17 protein-coding genes are annotated in these 20,781 nt (G+C 70.4%); 4 read left to right on the top strand and 13 right to left on the bottom strand.

The genetic code is table 11. The features are described from left to right. Window positions 1-55: 55 nt before the first annotated feature. The 11 genes from V6S67_RS08335 to V6S67_RS08285 all read right to left on the bottom strand — a co-directional run bounded on the left by V6S67_RS08335 (window position 56) and on the right by V6S67_RS08285 (window position 13,336). Window positions 56-1,306 (bottom strand): phosphoglycerate kinase, encoded by a 1,251-nt coding sequence (locus V6S67_RS08335; RefSeq protein WP_334209801.1) that lies wholly within the window; start codon window positions 1,304-1,306, stop codon window positions 56-58. Window positions 1,307-1,318: 12 nt separating this feature from the next. Beyond that, complete coding sequence (gap, locus tag V6S67_RS08330; RefSeq protein ID WP_334209800.1) at window positions 1,319-2,329, bottom strand: type I glyceraldehyde-3-phosphate dehydrogenase; 1,011 nt, start codon at window positions 2,327-2,329, stop codon at window positions 1,319-1,321. 275 nt (window positions 2,330-2,604) lie between these two features. Further along, a complete protein-coding gene (locus V6S67_RS08325) occupies window positions 2,605-3,234 on the bottom strand; it encodes a superoxide dismutase (protein ID WP_334209799.1) in 630 nt (209 codons plus the stop codon). Window positions 3,235-3,373: 139 nt separating this feature from the next. After that, window positions 3,374-4,354, bottom strand: coding sequence for a DNA-binding protein WhiA (whiA, locus tag V6S67_RS08320; protein ID WP_307082610.1), 981 nt, complete (start codon window positions 4,352-4,354; stop codon window positions 3,374-3,376). A 10-nt stretch (window positions 4,355-4,364) separates the two neighbouring features. Continuing rightward, on the bottom strand, window positions 4,365-5,387 hold the full coding sequence (locus V6S67_RS08315; protein ID WP_334209798.1) for a gluconeogenesis factor YvcK family protein: 1,023 nt from the start codon (window positions 5,385-5,387) through the stop codon (window positions 4,365-4,367). After that, complete coding sequence (rapZ, locus tag V6S67_RS08310; protein WP_104049963.1) at window positions 5,387-6,286, bottom strand: RNase adapter RapZ; 900 nt, start codon at window positions 6,284-6,286, stop codon at window positions 5,387-5,389. The genes V6S67_RS08315 and rapZ overlap by 1 nt, the downstream gene beginning before the upstream one ends. A gap of 90 nt (window positions 6,287-6,376) precedes the next feature. Further along, on the bottom strand, window positions 6,377-8,422 hold the full coding sequence (gene uvrC / locus V6S67_RS08305) for an excinuclease ABC subunit UvrC (protein WP_334209797.1): 2,046 nt from the start codon (window positions 8,420-8,422) through the stop codon (window positions 6,377-6,379). A 142-nt stretch (window positions 8,423-8,564) separates the two neighbouring features. After that, window positions 8,565-9,233, bottom strand: coding sequence for a lysophospholipid acyltransferase family protein (locus V6S67_RS08300; protein WP_334209796.1), 669 nt, complete (start codon window positions 9,231-9,233; stop codon window positions 8,565-8,567). Continuing rightward, window positions 9,220-9,876 carry an HAD hydrolase-like protein gene (locus V6S67_RS08295; protein ID WP_334209795.1) on the bottom strand — a complete coding sequence of 219 codons (657 nt, stop codon included), beginning with the start codon at window positions 9,874-9,876 and terminating at the stop codon, window positions 9,220-9,222. The genes V6S67_RS08300 and V6S67_RS08295 overlap by 14 nt, the downstream gene beginning before the upstream one ends. 87 nt (window positions 9,877-9,963) lie before the next feature. After that, window positions 9,964-12,873 (bottom strand): excinuclease ABC subunit UvrA, encoded by a 2,910-nt coding sequence (gene uvrA, locus V6S67_RS08290; protein ID WP_334209794.1) that lies wholly within the window; start codon window positions 12,871-12,873, stop codon window positions 9,964-9,966. Window positions 12,874-12,958: 85 nt separating this feature from the next. Beyond that, window positions 12,959-13,336: a GntR family transcriptional regulator gene (locus tag V6S67_RS08285; RefSeq protein WP_334209793.1), complete on the bottom strand. Its 378-nt coding sequence runs from the start codon at window positions 13,334-13,336 to the stop codon at window positions 12,959-12,961. Window positions 13,337-13,480: 144 nt separating this feature from the next. Between V6S67_RS08285 and V6S67_RS08280 the strand changes: the two genes are divergently transcribed. Further along, a complete protein-coding gene (locus V6S67_RS08280; RefSeq protein WP_334209792.1) occupies window positions 13,481-14,131 on the top strand; it encodes an MBL fold metallo-hydrolase in 651 nt (216 codons plus the stop codon). Between the two features lie 58 nt (window positions 14,132-14,189). On the opposite strand, the gene V6S67_RS08275 is transcribed toward V6S67_RS08280, so the two are convergent. Further along, window positions 14,190-14,963, bottom strand: coding sequence for a trans-aconitate 2-methyltransferase (locus tag V6S67_RS08275; RefSeq protein WP_334209791.1), 774 nt, complete (start codon window positions 14,961-14,963; stop codon window positions 14,190-14,192). Between the two features lie 39 nt (window positions 14,964-15,002). Here V6S67_RS08275 and V6S67_RS08270 point away from each other — a divergent pair, with 39 nt between their 5' ends. The 3 genes from V6S67_RS08270 (at window position 15,003) to V6S67_RS08260 (ending at window position 19,457) form a co-directional block, all read left to right on the top strand. Then, a complete protein-coding gene (locus V6S67_RS08270) occupies window positions 15,003-17,543 on the top strand; it encodes a DEAD/DEAH box helicase (RefSeq protein ID WP_334209790.1) in 2,541 nt (846 codons plus the stop codon). Window positions 17,544-17,574: 31 nt separating this feature from the next. Further along, entirely contained in the window at window positions 17,575-18,048 is a 474-nt protein-coding gene (locus V6S67_RS08265) for a GNAT family N-acetyltransferase (RefSeq protein ID WP_334209789.1), read from the top strand. Between the two features lie 143 nt (window positions 18,049-18,191). Further along, window positions 18,192-19,457: an alpha/beta fold hydrolase gene (locus tag V6S67_RS08260; protein WP_334211558.1), complete on the top strand. Its 1,266-nt coding sequence runs from the start codon at window positions 18,192-18,194 to the stop codon at window positions 19,455-19,457. A 103-nt stretch (window positions 19,458-19,560) separates the two neighbouring features. Here V6S67_RS08260 and V6S67_RS08255 read toward each other — a convergent pair whose 3' ends face one another. Continuing rightward, window positions 19,561-20,637 (bottom strand): TerC family protein, encoded by a 1,077-nt coding sequence (locus V6S67_RS08255; protein WP_334209788.1) that lies wholly within the window; start codon window positions 20,635-20,637, stop codon window positions 19,561-19,563. Window positions 20,638-20,781: the final 144 nt, after the last annotated feature.

Below are 20,781 nucleotides of genomic sequence, written 5' to 3'. Positions count from 1 at the left end.
GCGCCCGTGCCGGGCGGCTGATCGGGACCGCCGGCAGCGCGTGCCGGCCGTCCCGCTAGTCGCGGGCCAGGGCCGTCAGTCCGGGCAGTTCCTTGCCCTCGAGGTACTCGAGGCTCGCGCCGCCTCCGGTCGAGATGTGCCCGAACCGGTCGTCGGTGAAGCCCAGCCCGCGTACGGCGGACGCGGAGTCGCCGCCGCCCACCACGGTCAGGGCACCGCCGGCCTGCGCGTCGGTGAGTGCCTGGGCGACGGCGCGCGTCCCGCCGGCGAAGGCGTCGAACTCGAAGACACCCATGGGGCCGTTCCAGAACACGGTCTTCGCCTCGGCGATGTTCGCCGCGAAGTCCGCGCCCGTCGCGGGTCCGATGTCCAGCCCGATGCCCGTGGCGCCGTAGGTGCCGGACTCGATGGCGTCGGCGGCGACCACGCTGTGGCCGGCGTCGGCGGCGAACTTCTCCGCGACCACGATGTCCGTCGGCAGCACGAACTGCGTACCGTCGCGCGGTCCGCGCTCGAGGTAGCCGCGGACCGTCCCGATCTGGTCCTCCTCGAGCAGGCTGGCGCCGACCCGGTGCCCCTGGGCGGCCAGGAACGTGAACACCATGCCGCCGCCCACGAGGATCCGGTCGGCGGTGCCGATGAGGTTCTCGATGACGGCGAGCTTGTCGGACACCTTGGAGCCGCCGAGCACGACGACGAAGGGCCGCTGCGGATCCTTCGTCAGCCGTTCGAGGACCACCAGTTCGTCCCGCACGAGGTCGCCCTGGTAGGCGGGCAGCAGCGCCGCGATGTCGTACACGCTCGCGTGCCGCCGGTGCACCGCGCCGAAGGCGTCGTCCACGTAGGCGCCGTCGGCACCCGCCAGGTCCGCCAGCTCGCGGGCGAACGCCGAGCGCTCGGCGTCGTCCTTGCTGGTCTCCCTCGCGTCGAAGCGCACGTTCTCGACGACGAGCACCTCACCGTCGGCGAGGGCCGCCGCCGCAGCACGCGCACCGTCGCCGGTGGTGTCGGGGGCGAGGGTCACCGGGAAGTCGGCGAGCTCGCGGAGCACGTCGACGGCCGGCTTCAGCGAGTACTTCTCCTCGGGCGCTCCCTTGGGCCGCCCGAGGTGGGCGAGGACGATGACGGCGGCGCCGGCCTCGCTCAGTTTCCGCAGGACGGGCAGCGAGGCACGCACGCGGCCGTCGTCGGTCACCGTCAGGGACGGGACCTCGCCCTCGAGGGGCACGTTGAGGTCGGAGCGCACGATGACGCGGCGGCCCCGGACCCCTTCGGCAAGGAGGTCGTCGAGCGTTGCGTAAGCCACGGGCGGACCGGCCTAGGAGAGCTTGGCGGCGACGATTTCCGTCAGGTCCACCAGGCGGTTCGAGTAGCCCCACTCGTTGTCGTACCAGCCGACCACCTTCACCTGGTTGCCGATGACCTTCGTGAGGCCGGAGTCGAAGATGCACGACGCCGGGTCCGTCACGATGTCCGAGGAGACGATGGGGGCGTCCGTGTAGGACAGGTAGCCCTTGAGGGAGCCGTCGGCCGCAGCGGCCCGGTAGGCGGCGTTGACCTCGTCGACGGTGACCTCGCGGCTCACGGTGACCGTGAGGTCGGTCGCGGAACCGGTGGGGACGGGCACGCGGATGGCGTAGCCGTCGAGCTTGCCCTTGAGCTCGGGCAGCACGAGCCCGATGGCCTTGGCCGCACCCGTGGAGGTGGGGACCATGTTGATCGCGGCTGCGCGCGCGCGGCGGAGGTCCTTGTGGGGGCCGTCCTGCAGGTTCTGGTCGGCGGTGTAGGCGTGGACCGTGGTCATCAGGCCGCGCTCGATGCCGAAGGAGTCGTTCAGCACCTTGGCCAGGGGGCCGAGGCAGTTGGTGGTGCAGGACGCGTTGGAGATGATGTGGTGGTTCTCGGGGTCGTAGTCGCCGTCGTTGACGCCGAGCACCACGGTGAGGTCCTCGTCGGAGGCGGGGGCGGAGATCAGGACCTTCTTCGCGCCGGCGTCGATGTGCTTCTGCGCGTCGGCGGCCTTCGTGAAGAAACCGGTGGACTCGATGACGATGTCGACGCCGAGGTCGGCCCAGGGCAGGTTCGCGGGGTCACGCTCGGCGAGGACGCGGACGCGCTTGCCGTCGACCACGAGGTCGCCGCCGTCGACCTCCACGGAGGCCTTCAGGCGGCCGGTGACGGAGTCGTACTTGAGCAGGTGGGCGAGTGCCTCGGGGCTCGTGAGGTCGTTGACGGCAACGATCTCGAGGTCCGCACCCTGCTCGAGGGCGGCGCGGAAGTAGTTGCGTCCGATGCGGCCGAAGCCGTTGATGCCAACGCGAGTAGTCACTGGTTTCCATCTCCTTCATAGGTGGTGCCGCCTGCTTGACCCCTTTCGGGCGAGTCCGGCGACGTATACATCTGGTACCGGGCACACCTTCGTGCCGAAATTCTTCGGGTCCTGCGGGCTCCTCGCGGAGCGGGTGGTCCTGCGGCGGGGCCGGGGCTCCCCCGGCTCCCACCTTACTCAGCACGGCGTGTCGCACGCACCCGGGACGCCGGGTGCCCCACGCCGGTTGCCGCGGACGGGCTGCCGTGATGCCGGCCGAGCCCGTCCGCGGACCGTCAGGCGCCGGGCGTGATGAGGACCGAGGCGCCGGTGCGTGCCGCCTGGAACCGGGTCTGGACATCGGCCCAGTTGACGAGGTTCCACCAGGCCTTGACGTAGTCGGGCTTCACGTTGACGTAGTCCAGGTAGAAGGCGTGCTCCCACATGTCCAGCATGAGCAGCGGGATGGTGCCCACCGGCACGTTGCCCTGCTGGTCATAGAGCTGCTCGATCACGATGTTCCGGCCCAGCGGCTCGTACGCGAGGACGGCCCAGCCCGAGCCCTGCAGCGAGGTGGCGGCTGCCGAGAAGTGGGCGCGGAAGGCGTCGAAGGAGCCGAAGGCGTCGTCGAGGGCCGCGGCGAGCTCGCCCTCGGGCTTGTCCCCGCCTTCGGGGGACATGTTCTTCCAGAAGATGCTGTGGTTGATCACCCCGCCGACGTGGAAGGCCAGGTCCTTGGACAGCTTCGGGATGGTGCCGAACTCGCCCTTCTCGCGGGCCTCGGCGAGCTGCGCGAGGGCGTCGTTGGCGCCCTTGACGTAGGTGGCCTGATGCTTGGAGTGGTGGAGCTCCATGATCCGGCCCGAGATGTGCGGCTCGAGGGCCGCGTAGTCGTAGTCAAGATCCGGCAGTACGTATTCGCTCACGTAGTCCTCCATGTTGTGATCTCAGGTGCGATCTCCGGTGTGGTCCCAGACGCCCGCGCGGACCGTCGTCCCCGGGATACGGAGGGCAGGCGGCCCGGTCGATCGGAAGCGGGCTTGCCGTTCCATCCTATGCACTTCTTCACTCGTCGAGCATGTCCGCGGTCACATTCGCGTCCGTCCCGGGGATCCCGATGTCCGAGGCCCGCTTGTCGGCCATCGCGAGGAGCCTGCGGATGCGCCCGGCGATGGCGTCCTTGGTCATGGGAGGGTCCGCGAGGCGTCCGAGTTCGTCGAGGCTCGCCTGCTTGTGGGCCACGCGCAGCTCCCCCGCGTAGCGCAGGTGCTCGGGGACGCTCTCGCCGAGGATCTCCAGGGCGCGCTCCACGCGCGCTCCGGCGGCGACGGCGGCCTGCGCGGAGCGGCGCAGGTTCGCGTCGTCGAAGTTGGCGAGGCGGTTGGCGGTGGCGCGGACCTCCTTGCGCATGCGGCGCTCCTCCCACACCATGAGTGCGTCGTGGGCGCCCATGCGGGTCAGGAGCGCCGCGATGGTGTCACCGTCGCGGATGACCACGCGGTCGATGCCACGGACCTCCCGCGCCTTCGCGGAGATGTCGAGGCGGCGTGCGGCGCCGACGAGGGCGAGGGCGGATTCGGGGCCGGGGCAGGTGACCTCGAGGGAGGAGGACCGGCCCGGTTCGGTGAGCGAGCCGTGCGCCAGGAACGCACCGCGCCAGACGGCCTCGGCGTCCGCCGTCGAACCGTTGACGACGGCGGAGGGCAGGCCCCGCACGGGGCGGCCGCGGCTGTCGAGGAGGCCCGTCTGGCGGGCCAGGGATTCGCCGTCGCGGACCACGCGGACCACGTACCGGTTGCCGCGCTTGAGTCCGCCGCCGGTGACCACGATGATCTCGCTGTTGTGGCCGTACACCTCCGCGATGGCCGCGCGCAGCCGGCGGGCGGTGGAGGCGAGGTCCACCTCGGCCTCGATGACGATCCTGCCCGAGATGATGTGGAGGCCCCCGGCGAATCTCAGGAGGGCGGACACCTCGGCCTTGCGGACCGAGGATTTCTTGACGTCGAGGTGCGAGAGCTCCTCTTTGACGTCGGCGGTCAGGGCCACAGATGCACTCCTAGTTCTCTCCGAACATGTCGTTGTAGGACGTCGCCAGCCGGAGCGGGTCGTGGACGGGCTTACCGGTCGAAGCTCCCACTGTACCGAAGACGGCGCGTCCGCCCATTCCCGCCACCGCCCGCTCGAACTCCTCCCGGTCGGCGATCACCGACGGGTCCGCGAGCACGACGTCGACCGTGAAATCCGGTGCGTACCGCGAGATCACGTGGAGGTGGTCCACGGCGCTCATGCCCTGGGTCTCCTTGGTGTCGTTGCTCAGGTTCATGGTGAGGCACCGCTTCGCGGAGGTGCGGCACAGGGCGTCCCGCAGCTCGGGCAGCAGCAGGTGCGGCAGCACGGAGGTGTACCAGGAGCCCGGACCGAGGACCACCCAGTCGGCCAGTTCGATGGCCTCCAGCGCGTCCCTGCAGGCCGGGGCGGCGGGTGGCAGGAGCCGGACGTTGCTCACGTTGCCCGTCTCGGAGGCGACGGCGAGCTTCGCCTGGCCGGTCACCGTCGTGACCCGCAGGGTTCCCTGCACCTCGCTGAGGAGGTCGCCCTCGATGGTCAGCGGGACGCCGGCCATGGGCAGGACGCGTCCGCGCGCGCCGAGGAGGGCGCCGGCCCACTGCAGGCCCGCCACCGGATCCCCCAGCAGCTCCCACAGGGTGACGATCAGCAGGTTGCCCATGGCGTGGTCGTCGAGCGGGCTCTCGACGCCGGGGCGTGCCGCGAAACGGTGCTGCATGACGTCGCGCCACGTCCGGCCCCAGTCGGTGTCGTCGCACAGGGCGGCGAGGGCCATGCGCAGGTCCCCGGGCGGCAGCACCCCGAGCTCGTGGCGGAGGCGCCCGGAGGAGCCGCCGTCGTCGGCGACCGTGACCACCGCGGTCAGCTCCTGCGTCAGGAGCCGCAGGGCCGAGAGCGACGCCGAGAGTCCGTGGCCGCCGCCGAGGGCGACGACGGACGGCCCGGCGCCGGAGTCACCCTGCCGGCGTGCGGGCGGCGGGACGAGGGGAAGCGGCCCGGAGAACAGCCCCACTACTCACGACCGAGGTCGCGGTGGTGCGCGGCGACCTGCACTCCCGGCAGCTGGGCCAGGCGCTGCGCGATCTCCTCGGTGACGGCCACCGAGCGGTGCTTGCCGCCCGTGCAGCCCACGGCGATGGTGGCGTAGTGCTTGTTCTCGCGGCGGTAGCCGTCGAGGACCGGGATCAGGGCGTTCACGTAGCGTTCGATGAAGTCCCCCGCTCCCTGCGCCCCGAGCACGTAGTCGCGGACCGGTGCGTCGAGCCCCGTCTGGGGGCGGAGCACCGGGACCCAGTGGGGATTCGGGATGAAGCGGACGTCCGCCACGTAGTTGGCGTCCGCCGGGAGACCGTACTTGAAGCCGAAGCTCATGACGTTCAGCCGCAGCACGATCGGCCCGGACTCGGAGAACAGCTCCGTGACCTTGGTGGCCAGGGCGTGCACATTGAGGTCGGTCGTGTCGATCACGTCGTCCGAGGAGTGCTTCAGTTCCTTCAGCACCTCGCGTTCGGCGGCGATCCCGTCGAGGATGCGGCCGTCGCCCTGCAGCGGGTGCGGCCGGCGGCCCTGCTCGAAGCGCCGCACCAGCACGGCGTCGTCGGCGTCGAGGAACAGCACCCGGTACTTCACGCCGGCGGAGCGGAGTCCCGCGAGGGACGCCTGGATGTCGCGGAAGAGCTCCTTGCCGCGCACGTCGACGACGACGGCCAGCTTGGGGATGGTCTCGGGCGTCCGCGCGACGAGCTCCGTCAGCGTGGTGAGCATCTGCGGCGGGAGGTTCTCCACCACGTACCACCCGTGGTCCTCGAGGGCGTTCGCGGCCGTGCTGCGGCCGGCCCCCGACATGCCGGTCACCACCAGCAGCTCGGATTCGGCGGGTTCGACCGGAGTCAGGCTCGTGGCCTCAGTCATCGTGGTGCATCCGTTCCGGCTCGACGGGGCAGCCGGTCTCCCGGCCTGCCCTGGGGTGGCGCGGCGCCTGCGGCCGCGCCTTCAGCCTAGCTAATCTTCGATGATCTCGCCCGTGGCCATGTTCACGGCCGGGGCGGGCGCGTCCTCGGGTGCGACGGCGAGGGACGTGCGGATCGTCTCGGCGAGGGTGGGGCCCACGCCGGGCACCTCGACGAGCTCCTCGACGGTGGCCGCCCGAATCTTCTTGACCGACCCGAAGTGCTTGAGCAGGGCCTTGCGCTTGGCGGGCCCGAGCCCGGCGATCTCGTCGAGCGCCGAGGCCGTCATCGACTTGCCGCGCTTCTGGCGGTGGAACGTGATGGCGAAGCGGTGCGCCTCGTCGCGGATGCGCTGCAGCATGAACAGCCCCTCCGAGGCGCGCGGGAGGATCACCGGGAACTCGCTGTCCTGGATCCACACCTCCTCGAGGCGCTTGGCGAGGCCGATCACGAAGACGTCGTCGATCCCCAGGTCGGCCAGCGCCCGCGACGCCGCGGCGACCTGCGGCGGGCCGCCGTCGACGACCACGAGGTTCGGCGGGTAGGCGAACCGGTTGCGGGTGATCGCCGTCGTCGTGTCCTGCAGCGGCCCGCCGGACGGCTCGTCCACGGCCGGGTGCGCGAGGACCGACGCATCGTCGTCGACGGGGTCGGTCTCCGGGTCGGGGGCCGCGGCGTCCACCGCGGGGCCCGCCTTCCCCGCGAGGTAGTTGCGGAACCGGCGGTGGATGACGTCGTACATGGAGGCGGTGTCGTCCCGGGCGGCGTCGCCCGTGATGGAGAACTTCCGGTACTCGGACTTGCGCGGCAGGCCGTCCTCGACGACGACCATCGACGCGACGACGTTGGTGCCCTGCACGTGGGAGATGTCGAAGCACTCGATGCGCATGAGCGGCTGGGGCAGGTCGAGGGCCTCCTGGAGCTCCTGCAGCGCCGTGGACCGGGTGGTGATGTCGCCGGCGCGGCGGCTCTTGTGCAGGCGGAGCGCCTCGGCGGCGTTCTGCTCCACCGTGCCCATGAGGGTGGCCTTGTCCCCGCGCTGCGGCACGCGCACGTCCACGCGCGCGCCGCGCAGGCCGCGGAGCCACTCGAGCATCTGGTCGGAGTTGCTCGGCAGCACGGGGACGAGGACCTCGCGCGGGATCTGCTCGTTGCTGCTGCTGCCCTCGCCGTAGACCTGCTGCAGCAGGTGTTCCACGAGGTCGGGGGTGTCCATGTCCTCGACCTTCTCCACGACCCAGCCGCGCTGGCCGCGGATGCGCCCGCCGCGTACGTGGAAGACCTGGGCTGCCGCCTCGAGCTCGTCCTCCCTGATCGCGAAGATGTCGGCGTCCGTGTCCTCGCTGAGCACGACGGTGTTGCGTTCGAAGACGCGGCGGAGGGCCGCGATGTCGTCGCGGAGGCGCGCTGCGGACTCGTAGTCGAGTTCCTGGACGGCCTCGGCCATCTTCTTCTCGAGCCCGGAGATGAACTTCTTGGCCTCGCCGGACATGAAGTCGCAGAAGTCCGCGGCGAGGGCCTTGTGGTCCTCGGGGCTGATGCGACCCACGCACGGCGCGGAGCACTTGTCGATGTACCCGAGGAGGCAGGGCCTGCCGGTCCGTTCGGCGCGCTTGAACACCCCGGCGCTGCAGGTCCTGACCGGGAAGACGCGGATCATGGTGTCGACCGTCTCGCGGATGGCCTTCGCCGGGTAGAACGGGCCGAAGTAGCGCGTGTCCTTCTTCTTATCGCCGCGCATGACCTGCACGCGGGGGTACTTCTCCCCCATGGTGACGGCGAGATACGGGTAGGACTTGTCGTCGCGGAACATGATGTTGAACCGCGGGTCGAACTCCTTGATCCACGTGTACTCGAGCTGCAGCGCCTCGAGCTCGCTGCCCACGACCGTCCATTCGACGCTCGCCGCGGTGAAGACCATGCTGCGGGTCTTGGGGAGCAGGCCCTGCGGGTTCGCGAAGTAGGAGTTGAGGCGGGAGCGCAGGTTCTTCGCCTTGCCCACGTAGATGACGCGGCCGTGCTCGTCCCGGAACCGGTAGACCCCCGGATCGAGCGGGATCTCGCCGGTCTTCGGCCGGTATGTCACTGGATTCGCCACACGTCAATCCTAGGTGCGGACGGCTACCCGGCCCGACGCGGGCCGCCCGGTTCCGCTGACCGCTGACGCCCGTCCGGGGCGGGCTGCTGGACGGGCCGGCTACCCTGGGCGCGCCTCAGCCGCGGGCCGGCTGCTGGGCGGGCTACTCGGCGGCCGGGCTCTGGTTGTAGTGCGGCACCCGGTCCTGGCCGGTGAGCGCGGCGATGCTGTCCATGATGGCGTCCGTGGCGTTGCGCCGGGCGGGCAGCGGGTGGCCGGGACCGGTCTTCGCGAAGACCAGCGGCCGGCCGACGCGCAGGGTGAAGTGCTGCGGCCGGATGCCCTTCTTCCCGGCGGGCTGCAGGGCATCGGTGCCGAGAAGTCCGACCGGCACCACGGGGGCGCCGGTGGTGAGCGCGAGCCAGCCCACGCCGGTCCGTCCCCGGTAGAGCCTCCCGTCGCGGGAGCGGGTCCCCTCCGGGTAGATGCCGACGCCGTCCCCCTTCTCCAGCAGGTCGAGGAGCGTCTTGAGGGCCTGGACGCTGGCCGCCTGCTGCCCGCGTTCGACGGGGATCGACCCCACACCCTCGAAGAAGGACTTCATGAGGGCTCCCTTCACGCCGGCGCCCGTGAAGTACTCGGCCTTGGCGAAGAAGGCCACGGGGCGGGGCATGAGCGCCTGCACGAGGACGCTGTCGAGGAAGGAGAGGTGGTTCGCCGCGACGATGAACGGACCGTCAGCGGGAACGTGGTGCAGGCCCTCGACCGTGGGGCGGCAGAGACCGGCGATGAGCCCGCGGGTGGTGCTGCGCGTCAGGTCATAGACTCCCACCGAGCACCTCCAGCAGCTCGTCCGCGGTCTGCACGACGGCGGTGGCCCCCGCGCCCTGCAGTTCGCCCGGCGCCGCGAAGCCCCAGCCGACGCCGATGCACGGGAGGCCGTTCGCGGAGGCACCCTCGACGTCGTGCCGCCGGTCGCCGATCATGACGGCGGAACCGGCCGCGCCCGGGTGCCGTTCGAGGGCCGCCCGGATGATCGACGCCTTGCCGGTAGCGGCCCTGGTCTCGTCCCGCGGGGAGCCGTGCACCGAGGCGAAGAGGTGCCTGAGCCCCTGTACGGCGAGGAGTTCCTCGGCGAGCCACTCGGGTTTCTGGGTGGCGACCGCGACCACCGCGCCGCGACGCGCCAGCTCCTCGACGCAGCGGGCGATCCCGGGGTAGGGGCGGCTTTGTGCCATGCCCGTGTCCACGTACCCCGTGCGGTAGGTCCGCAGGACGTCCTGCACCCGGGAGGCGGGCACGCCGGCACGCTCGGTGAGCGAGGAGACGAGGGGCGGACCCACCATGGCCCGGAGCGCGTCGTCTCCGGGCACCGGGAGGCCGTGGCGGCGCAGGGCGTCCGCGATGCCCTCGGTGATCGCTCCTGCCGGGTCGACAAGCGTTCCGTCGAGGTCGAAGAGTATCAGCGAATGCATATGTGCCACCGGGCAAGCTTGCCATAGCACCGGCAGGGCACGCGTCATGCATGCCCTGCCGGGAATACCCGGACCGGCGGGGTCGGGCTACTGCGCCTTCTCGAAGATCTCCTTCAGGAACGTCCCCGTGTAGCTCGCCTCGATCCGTGCGACCTGCTCGGGCGTACCGGTGGCGATGATCTGCCCGCCGCCGGAGCCGCCGTCGGGTCCGAGGTCGATCACCCAGTCGGCGCTCTTGATGACGTCGAGGTTGTGCTCGATCGTCACCACGGTGTTGCCCTTGTCCACGAGGCCCTGCAGCACGAGGAGGAGCTTGCGGATGTCCTCGAAGTGCAGGCCGGTGGTCGGTTCGTCGAGGACGTAGATACTCCGCCCGTTCGACCGCTTCTGCAGTTCGCTGGCGAGCTTGACGCGCTGCGCCTCGCCGCCGGAGAGCGTCGTGGCGGGCTGCCCCAGGCGCACGTAGCCGAGACCCACCTCGACCAGCGTGTTCAGGTGCCGGGCGATCGGGCTGAACGCGGCGAAGAACTCCGCGCCCTCCTCGATGGGCATGTCGAGCACGTCCGCGATGGTCTTGCCCTTGTAGTGCACCTCGAGGGTCTCGCGGTTGTACCGGGCGCCGTGGCACACCTCGCAGGGCACGTACACGTCCGGCAGGAAGTTCATCTCGATCTTCAGGGTGCCGTCGCCGGAGCACGCCTCGCAGCGGCCGCCCTTGACGTTGAAGGAGAACCGGCCGGGCAGGTAGCCGCGGACCTTGGCCTCCGTGGTCTCCGCGAAGAGCTTCCGGATGTTGTCGAAGACACCGGTGTACGTGGCCGGGTTGGACCGGGGCGTCCGCCCAATGGGGCTCTGGTCGACATGGATGACCTTGTCGAGGTGCTCCAGGCCGTCGATGCGCTTGTGCCGGCCGGCGACCTGCTTGGCGCCGTTGAGCTTGTTGGCGAGGACCTTGTAGAGGATGTCGTTCACGAGGGTGGACTTGCCGGAGCCGCTCACGCCCGTGACGGCGGTGAGCACGCCGAGCGGGATCGTGGCATCCACGTTGACGAGGTTGTGCTCGCGCGCGCCGACGACCTTCAACTGCCGGGACCGGTCGATCTTGCGGCGCTTCGCCGGGATCTCGATCTTGCGGCGCCCGGAGAGGTAGTCACCGGTGAGGGACCGCTCGTTGGTGAGCAGGTCCTCGAGCAGGCCCGAGTGGACCACCTCTCCCCCGTGCTCGCCGGCGCCCGGCCCGATGTCCACGATCCAGTCGGCCTCGGCGATGGTGTCCTCGTCGTGTTCGACCACGATGAGCGTGTTGCCGAGGTTCCGCAGGCGCGTGAGGGTCTCGATGAGCCGGCGGTTGTCGCGCTGGTGCAACCCGATGGACGGCTCGTCGAGCACGTAGAGCACGCCGACGAGGCCGGAGCCGATCTGCGTGGCGAGGCGGATGCGCTGCGCCTCGCCGCCGGAGAGTGTGCCCGAGGCCCGCTCGAGGTTGAGGTACTCCAGGCCGACGTCGAGGAGGAAGGTCAGGCGCGCCTGGATCTCCTTGAGGACCTGGTTGGCGATCTGCGCCTCACGGCCGGTGAGCACGAGGTTGTCGAGGAACTCGGCGCAGTCGCGCATCGGCATCGCGGAGACCTCGGCGATGGAGCGGCCGTTGATGAGCACCGAGAGCGACGCCGGGTTGAGGCGTGCGCCACCGCAGGTGGGGCACGGGATCTCCCGCATGTACTCCTCGTAGCGGTCCCGCGCGTTGTCGGACTCGGTCTCGGCGTGCTTGCGCTGGATGTACTGGATGGCACCCTCGAAGCCGGTGCTGTACTTGCGTTCCCGGCCGAAGCGGTTCTTGTACTGCACCACGACCTTGTGGTCCTTGCCGTACAGCGCGGCCTCGCGGGCGCGGTCGGGGAGCTTCCGCCAGGGGGTGGTGATGTCGAAGCTCAGCTCCGACGCGAGCCCTTCGAGCAGGCGGGTCCAGTACTCGAGCGTCGCGGTGCCCAGTGACCACGGGGCGATGGCGCCCTCGGCGAGGCTGAGGTCCGGGTTCGGGACCACGAGCTCCTCGTCGACCTCGAGCTTGCTGCCGATGCCGGTGCAGGCCGGGCACGCGCCGAAGGGGTTGTTGAAGGAGAACGAGCGCGGTTCGATCTCGTCGATGGCCAGCGGGTGCTCGTTCGGGCAGGCGAGGTGCTCGGAGAAGGCGTGGAGGCGCTTCGCGTCGTCCTCGGGCAGGTCGACGAACTCCGCGAGCACGCGGCCGTCGGCGAGCTTCAGCGCGGTCTCGACGGAGTCGGTGAGGCGCTGCTGGATGCCGCCCTTGACCACGAGGCGGTCGATGATGACCTCGATGGTGTGCTTGTACTGCTTGCCGAGCTTCGGCGGGTCGCTGAGCTGGATGAGCTTGCCGTCGACGCGGGCACGCGAGTAGCCCTTGGCGGTGAGCTCCTGGAAGAGGTCCACGAACTCGCCCTTGCGGGCCCGCACGACGGGCGCGAGGATCTGGAAGCGCGTGCCCTCGTCGAGCTCGAGGAGCTGGTCGACGATCTGCTGGGGTGTCTGCTTCGCGACGGGCTCGCCGCAGACCGGGCAGTGGGGGCGGCCGACGCGCGCCCAGAGCAGGCGCATGTAGTCGTAGATCTCGGTGATGGTGCCCACGGTGGACCGGGGGTTCTTGCTCGTGGACTTCTGGTCGATCGACACGGCGGGTGAGAGACCCTCGATGAAGTCGACGTCGGGCTTGTCCACCTGGCCGAGGAACTGCCGGGCGTACGCGGAGAGGGACTCGACGTAGCGGCGCTGGCCCTCCGCGAAGATGGTGTCGAACGCCAGCGACGACTTGCCCGAGCCGGACAGGCCCGTGAACACGATCATGGCGTCGCGCGGCAGGTCGAGGTCGACGTTGCGCAGGTTGTGCTCGCGCGCGCCCTTGACGATCAGCCGGGACAGGTCCTGGGGGGCCGGCTCCGGATTGTGGGCGTGCTGCTCGAGGGAATTTGCAATAGACACTCATCCACTGTAGGTGAAAAGGCCTTCGAAGACATATTCGAATGGAGTGTTTCCCGCGTGGTTGCCGCGCCCTCCGGCGCGCCGTTCACGCTCGGCGCAATGCGGCCTGCACGACGGCCACGGCGTCGCGCTCGGACAGCCCCGAGGACCGCACCACGGCGGCGAAGTCGTCCGCCGCGGCGGCGACCCGGCGGCGCGCCTCGTCTCCCCCGGCGGTGATGACCGTGCCGGCCCGGCCTCTGGTCTCCACCACCCCTGCCTGCTCCAGTTCGCGGTACGCCCGGGCGACGGTGTTGGCGGCGATGCCGAGGTGCGTGGCGAGGCCGCGGACCGGCGGCAGCCGCGTCCCCACGGCGGCCTTTCCCGAGGCGGCGGCCGCCAGGACGGCCTGCTTGACCTGCTCGAAGGGTGGTACCGCGCTCTGCGGGTCGAGTCTGAGCCACCGGGGGATGTCCTGCTCCACGCCCTGCCCCTTTCCGGGAGGATCTGCTGCCGGGGCCGGAGGGAGCCGCCGTGTCCTCGAACCCTACCCGCCGGGATCCTGCCCGCCGGTGCCGGCCCGTGCCCGCCCGTGCCCGCCTCTGCCCGCCGCGCCTAGACTGTGCTCATGACCGGCCCCCTGCACGACCTCAGCGAGCTCACCATCCGCAGCATCGCGGTGTCCGAGATGGACAACAACGTGTACGTCCTCACCTCGAAGTCGAGTGGCGCGCAGGTGCTCATCGACGCCGCGGACGACGCCCCGGCGATCCTCGGCCTACTCGCCGATGCCCAGGAGGACACGGACGCCGAGGCCCGCGTGGCCCTCGTCATCACCACGCACTCGCACTGGGACCACGTCCGCGCGCTCGCCGAGGTCGTGGAGGCCGTGAGGGCGCGCACCGCCGCGGGCGCGGACGACGTCGAGGACATCGCCGTGCCGACGGATGTCCCGCTACGGCACGGCGACGTCGGCTCCTTCGAGGGCTTCGACCTCGAAGCCATCCACCTCCGGGGCCACACGCCGGGCTCCATCGCGATCCTCTACCGGGATCCCCACGGACCGGCGCACCTGTTCACGGGTGATTCCCTGTTCCCCGGCGGGCTGGGCAACACGCAGGGCTACCCGGAGCGCTTCGCGTCCCTGTACGACGACGTCGTGACCCGGATCTTCGACCGCCTGCCCGACGACACCGTCGTGCACCCGGGGCACGGCCGCGGCACCACGCTCGGTGCCGAGCGGGGCTCCCTCCCGGAGTGGAAGCAGCGCGGCTGGTAGGACGGAGGCAGACCGCGGCTTGCTGCGGTCCGCTGTGGCCTGCAGGAACCGGGCCCCCTCAGGCGGGGCGGTGCCCGACGGCGAAGATCCGGCGGAAGCCGAACACCGTGCCGTACCCGCCCCGCGGGTAGGCCGTCCGGAGCAGGTCCGCGTAGCCGGCCTCGAACTCGGCGGCCTCCGCGTCGGACAGCACCTCCAGCACGGGCCGCAGCGCGGTACCGCGCACCCAGCCCAGCACGGCGTCCTCCCCCGGCAGCACCTGCTGGTACGTGGTCTCCCAAACGTCGGCGTCGAGGCCCGCGGCGAGGAGCAGCTGCAGATAATCGGTGGGGTCACCGACCGCGTCGTCGTGGCGGAGCACACCCTCCAGCGTCCCTGCCCAGCGGGGGCTCGCCGCGTGCTCGCGCAGGAGGGCGTGGGACGGTGCGGAGAAGTTGCCGGGGACCTGCAGCGCGAGCCAGCCTCCGGCCGGCAGCCCCTCCGCCCAGGCCGAGACGAGGTCCCGGTGGCCGGGCACCCACTGGAGGACCGCGTTCGTGACGACCACCTCATCCGATCCCGGCCGGTAGTCGCGGACGTCGCCCTCCTCGAAGGACAGGTTCGGCGGCGCCGGGCGACGGCGGGCGGCGTCGATCATGTCGGCGCTGGCATCGACCCCCCGGACCGCCGCGGCCGGCCATCGCCGCGCGAGCGCCTCCGTCAGGTCGCCGGGGCCGCAGCCGAGGTCGACGACGCTGCGTGGAGAAGGGTCGTCGATCCGCGCCACGAGGTCGAAGAACGGCCGCCCGCGGTGACCGGCATGGCGGGCGTACAGTCCAGAATCCCAGCGCATGATCCACCCTAACGCGCCCACCGGTAGGCTGAACGGACCATGAGGATCCAAGAGCACCTGCCCCGGCACGACGACGGCCGACTCACCGCGGACGCGGTCCACGAGGCCTTCACGGCGTGGGCGACGGCGCGCGGCCTGGCCCTGTACCCCGCGCAGGACGAGGCCGCCATGGAGCTCGTCTCCGGCAGCAACGTGATCCTCGCGACCCCCACCGGCTCCGGGAAGTCACTGGTCGCTGTCGCGGCGCACCTGAAGTCCTTCGCGGACGGACGGACGAGTTACTACACGGCGCCGATCAAGGCCCTCGTGTCCGAGAAGTTCTTCGCGCTGTGCGACATCTTCGGGCCGGAGAACGTCGGCATGATCACCGGTGACTCCGGGGTGAACCAGGACGCGCCGATCATCTGCTGCACCGCGGAGATCCTGGCGAACCTCGCCCTGCGGGAGGGTGCCCTGGCCGACGTCGACACCGTGGTCATGGACGAGTTCCACTTCTACTCGGACCCGCAGCGCGGCTGGGCGTGGCAGGTCCCGCTGCTCGAGCTGCCACAGGCGCAGTTCCTGCTCATGTCCGCGACCCTCGGCGACGTCACGCGCTTCGAGAAGGACCTCACGGAGCGCACGGGCCGCCCGACGGCGACGGTCACCTCCGTGGAACGGCCCATCCCCCTGCACTACTACTACGTCGAGACACCGGTGCAGGAGTCCCTGGAGGAACTGCTCTCCACCCGGCAGGCGCCCGTGTACGTGGTGCACTTCAGCCAGGCGGAAGCGATCGAGCGGGCGCAGAATCTCATGAGCGTCAACGTGTGCACGCGCGAGGAGAAGGACCGCATCGCGGACCTCATCGCCACGTTCCGGTTCTCCGCGGGGTTCGGCAAGACCCTCAACCGGCTGGTCCGGCACGGCATCGGCGTGCACCACGCCGGCATGCTGCCGAAGTACCGGCGCCTCGTCGAGCAACTCGCCCAGGCCGGGCTGCTGAAGGTCATCTGCGGCACCGACACCCTCGGGGTCGGTATCAACGTGCCGATCCGCACCGTGCTCCTGACGGCGCTGAGCAAGTACGACGGCGTCCGCACGAGGCTGCTCAATGCGCGCGAGTTCCACCAGATCTCCGGACGCGCCGGACGGGCGGGCTACGACACCGCGGGCACGGTGGTGGTGCAGGCGCCCGACCACGTGGTCGAGAACACCAAGGCCATGGCGAAGGCGGTCTCCAAGTTCGGTGACGACCAGAAGAAGCTGCGCCAGGTGGTGCGCAAGAAGCCGCCCCAGGGCTTCGTCTCGTGGGGCAGGCCCACCTTCGAGCGGCTCGTCGACAGCATCCCCGATCCCCTGACGTCGTCGTTCTCCGTCAGCCACTCCATGCTCCTGAACCTGCTCGAGCGGCCGGGGGACCCCTTCACCGCCGTCAAGCGGCTGCTCACCGAGAACCACGAGACGCGCGCCTCCCAGCTGCGGCTCATGCGCCGCGCGATCGGGATCTACCGGGAGCTCGTGACGGCCGGGATCGTCGAGCGCCTGCCCGTGCCGGAGCCGGACGGCCGGCAGGTGCGGCTCCGGGTCCACCTGCAGGCCAACTTCGCCCTGAACCAGCCCCTCTCGCCGTTCGCCCTCGCGAGCCTCGAACTCCTCGACCCCGAGGCGCCCGGCTATGCGCTCGACGTCGTCTCGGTCATCGAGGCCACGCTGGAGAAGCCCCGGCAGGTGCTCAACGCCCAGGAGAAAAAGGCCCGCGGGGAGGCCGTCGCCGCCATGAAGGCCGAGGGCATCGACTACGACGCGCGGATGGCCCGGCTGGAGGAGATCGGCTACCCGAAGCCGCTCGAGGAGCTGCTGCAGCAGGCCTTCGACGTGTACCGGACGTCGGCGCCGTGGCTCAACGACTTCGAGCTGGCCCCCAAGTCGGTGGTGCGCGACATGTACGAGCGGGCCATGAGCTTCGGCGAGTACGTGGCGTTCTACTCCCTGACGCGCTCCGAGGGGATCCTGCTGCGGTACCTCGCCGACTGCTACAAGGCCCTGCGCCACACCGTCCCCGTCGAGGCCCTGCGGGAGGACCTCAGCGACATCCTGGAGTGGCTCGGCGAACTGGTGCGGCAGGTCGACAGCAGCCTCCTCGACGAGTGGACCCAGCTCTCCGCCGGTCTCACGCCGGCCCCGGCGGACGCCGTGGACCTCCCCGAGGAGCCGCCCTCGGTGACGTCCAACGAGCGCGCCTTCCGGGTCATGGTGCGCAACGAGATGTTCCAGCGCGTGAAGCTCTTCGCTGACGAACAGGACGAGGCGCTCGGCGCCCTCGACGCCGACTCGGGGTGGACCGCCGACCGCTGGGCCGAGGCCCTCGACGGCTACTTCGGCGACTACGAGGACATCGACGACGGCCCCGAGGCCCGCGGGCCGGCCCTGCTGCTCATCACCAAGGCACCGCGGGTGTGGCGGGTGCGCCAGATCCTCAAGGACCCCGAGGGGAACGGCGACTGGGGCATCAACGCCGAGATCGACCTCCCGGCGTCGGACGAGGCAGGCAGCCCGGTGGTCCGGATCCTCGGCGTCGGGGCGCCCGTCGCGGCCTGAGCCGCCACCGGCGCTTCGCTAGTCTTGGGGCATGTCGATTCGCGAAGCACGGCCGGCGGACGTCCCGGTCATCCTCCAGCTCATCCACGATCTCGCCCTCTACGAGAAGGAACCGGACGCCGTGAAGAACACCGTCGGGTCCCTCGAGGACGCCCTGTTCGGTGACCGCCCCACGATCTTCGCCCACGTCGCCGAGGCCGAGGGGCAGGTCCAGGGCTTCGCGCTCTGGTTCCTCAACTACTCCACCTGGGAGGGCGTCAACGGCATCTACCTCGAGGACCTGTACGTGCGCCCCGAGGCGCGTGGGGCGGGGCACGGGAAGGCGCTGCTCGCCAACCTCGCGAGGATCGCCGCCGAGCGCGGGTACGCGCGCGTGGAGTGGTCGGTGCTCGACTGGAACGAACCGTCCATCCGGTTCTACCAGCAGCTCGGGGCCCGCCCCCAGACCGGGTGGAGCACCTTCCGGCTCACGGGCAGCGCCCTCGCCGAGGCGGCCGCGCTGTGACGACGCCGTCCACGCCGACACCGCCCCCCGCTGAACCGTCCGCGTCGTTCCCGGCCGCCGGGACCGCCGCCGGAACAACCGCCGGGACCGCTGCCGGGTCGGTGACGGACGCCGCCGATCACGTCGTGGGCAGGACGGCCGTCATGCGCGGGCTGCGCGCCACCGGCCACACCTTCCGCGTACCGCTCGACCACGGGGACCCGGCGTCCCCCCGCCTCGACGTGTTCGCCCGGGAGTACTCGTCGCTCGAGCACAGCGACGAGGACGCCGCCCGCCTGCCGTGGCTCCTGTTCCTGCAGGGCGGGCCCGGTGGCCGGGGTGTCCGCACCACCCAGCTCTCGGGCTGGATGAAGGCCGCCGCGAGGGAGTTCCGCATCCTCATGCTCGACCAGCGGGGCACGGGACTCTCCACGCCCGCCGACGCCGCGACACTCGCGGCGCTACCGTCGCCGCAGGCCCGCGCCGAGTACCTCACCCACTTCCGCGCGGACTCGATCGTCGCGGATGCCGAGCTGATCCGCCACCGCCTCGGCAGCGGACCGTGGACGGTCTTCGGGCAGAGCTACGGCGGCTTCTGCACCCTCACCTACCTCTCGAACGCCCCGGAGGGGATCGAGCGCGCGCTCCTCACCGGCGGCCTCGCGCCCCTCGCCGGCCGGGCCGACGAGGTGTACCGGGCCACGTTCGCCCGGGTCGAGGAACGCAACCGGGAGTACTTCTCGTGGTACCCCGAGGACCGCGACCTGGTCACGCGGATCGCCCGCCACCTCGAGGCCGTCGAGGAGCACCTCCCCAGCGGTGAACGCCTGACGGTGCGGCGCTTCCAGATGGTCGGCTCCTTCCTCGGCGGGAACACGCGGGTGCACGGGCTGCACTACCTCCTGGAGGACGCGTTCACCGCCACACCGGACGGTCCCCGCCTGTCGGCCGGGTTCCTCGAGCAGGTCCAGGGCGTCGTCAGCCGTGCGTCGCACCCGCTGTACGCGCTACTGCACGAGTCCATCTACTGCCAGGGCTCCGCCTCCGACTGGGCGGCGCGGCGCGTGCTCGAGGAGTACCCGCAGTTCCGCGACGACGCAGCCGAGATCCTGTTCACCGGCGAGATGGTCTACCCCTGGTACTTCGAGGAGGACCCCGCGCTCCGCCCGCTGCGGGAGGTCGCGGACCTGCTCGCGGTGAAGGAGGACTGGGGCCGCCTGTACGACCGGAACGTCCTCGCGACGAACACCGTCCCCGCCGCGGCTGCGGTCTACCGGCACGACATCTATGTGGACAGGGACCTCTCCCTCGCGACGGCAGGTGCTGTCCGGCGGCTCGAGGTGTGGGAGACGGACGAGTTCCACCACGACGGCATCGCCGACGACGGCGAGGCCATCTTCGAGCGGCTGCTCGGGATGACGCGTTCCTGACCGGAGCCGCGCGAGTCGGGCCGGTGCCGCACTCCGGGTGCAGACACGGAAGGGACCCCGCACGGTGTGCGGGGTCCCTTCCGTGTACCGGTGCGGCCCGGGTCTAGCGGCGCGGTTCCTTCGCGCCGGCGTCGTCCGCGGCCTCGTCCAGTCCGTCGTCCACGGCAGGCGACGACGTGGACGTCGAGGCTGAACGGACGGCGGCCTTCTCGTCGGCCCGTGAACGGATCAGGCTGGCGATGACCGCGATGACGATCGTCGCGACGATCACGGCGAGGGACACGAAGGTGGGGATCTCGGGGGCCCACTCGATGTGCTCCCCACCGTTGATGAAGGGCAGCTCGTTGACGTGCATCGCGTGGAGGACGAGCTTGATGCCGATGAAGGCGAGGATCACCGAGAGCGCGTGCTTCAGGTAGATCAGGCGCGTCATCAGGCCACCCAGGAGGAAGTAGAGCTGGCGCAGGCCCATGAGGGCGAAGATGTTCGCGGTGAACACGATGAACGCACTCTGCGTCAGGCCGAAGATGGCCGGGATGGAATCGACGGCGAAGAGGAGGTCGGTCAGGCCGATCGTCACGAAGACGATGAGCATGGGGGTGAACACCTTCTTGCCGTCGACGACGGTGCGCACCTTGTTGCCATCGTAGGACTCGGACATCGGCAGGACGGACCGGAGCTTCGCGATGAGCTTGTTGTCGCCCGCGTCCTCCTCGTCCTCGCCGGAGTCCGTTGCCTGCTTGTAGGCGGTGTAGAGGAGGAAGGCGCCGAAGATGTAGAAGATCCAGCTGAAGTTCTCGATGACGGCCGCGCCCAGGGCGATGAAGATGCCGCGCAGGATCAGCGCGATGATGATGCCCACCATCAGCACTTCCTGCTGGTACTTCCGGGGCACCGAGAACCGCGCCATGATGATGATGAAGACGAACAGGTTGTCGATGCTCAGGCTGTACTCGGTGATCCAGCCGGCGATGAACTGACTGCCGTACTCGGCGCCCGTGAAGAAGAACATGAGGGCCGCGAACACGAGCGCGAGACCCACGTAGAAGGTGACCCAGAGTCCCGCCTCCTTCATCGACGGCTCGTGGGGGCGCTTGACGACGAGGAGCAGGTCGAACAGCAGGATGATCCCGAGCACGACGAACGTGCCGATCTCGAATGCCAGGGGCAGAGCGGGCATGAAGTACCTTCCGGGGGTGCAGGTGATCGCCGTAAGTCTCTCCGCGGAGGCATGATGCCGTCTCGCCGCTACGCCCGGCAGGGCAACTGTGCCCTGCGTGCTGACGTCCGTAGCGCTTGGGATACTCCCCTACGTCCGGCCAAT

The sequence above is a fragment of the Arthrobacter sp. Soc17.1.1.1 genome (assembly GCF_036867195.1).
Taxonomy (GTDB): Bacteria; Actinomycetota; Actinomycetes; order Actinomycetales; family Micrococcaceae; genus Arthrobacter_D.
The sequence above is the reverse complement of the archived record's forward strand: the minus strand, read 5'-3'. Positions and strand labels throughout refer to the sequence as shown.

Bases quoted from the DNA above. Each gene is read 5' to 3' on its own strand.
- V6S67_RS08265 (WP_334209789.1), top strand. From the start codon at position 17,575: ATGTCGATTCGCGAAGCACGGCCGGCGGACGTCCCGGTCATCCTCCAG.
- V6S67_RS08280 (WP_334209792.1), top strand. From the start codon at position 13,481: ATGACCGGCCCCCTGCACGACCTCAGCGAGCTCACCATCCGCAGCATC.
- V6S67_RS08255 (WP_334209788.1), bottom strand. From the start codon at position 20,637: ATGCCCGCTCTGCCCCTGGCATTCGAGATCGGCACGTTCGTCGTGCTC.
- V6S67_RS08275 (WP_334209791.1), bottom strand. From the start codon at position 14,963: ATGCGCTGGGATTCTGGACTGTACGCCCGCCATGCCGGTCACCGCGGG.
- rapZ (WP_104049963.1), bottom strand. From the start codon at position 6,286: ATGACTGAGGCCACGAGCCTGACTCCGGTCGAACCCGCCGAATCCGAG.
- V6S67_RS08295 (WP_334209795.1), bottom strand. From the start codon at position 9,876: ATGCATTCGCTGATACTCTTCGACCTCGACGGAACGCTTGTCGACCCG.
- V6S67_RS08260 (WP_334211558.1), top strand. From the start codon at position 18,192: ATGCGCGGGCTGCGCGCCACCGGCCACACCTTCCGCGTACCGCTCGAC.
- V6S67_RS08270 (WP_334209790.1), top strand. From the start codon at position 15,003: ATGAGGATCCAAGAGCACCTGCCCCGGCACGACGACGGCCGACTCACC.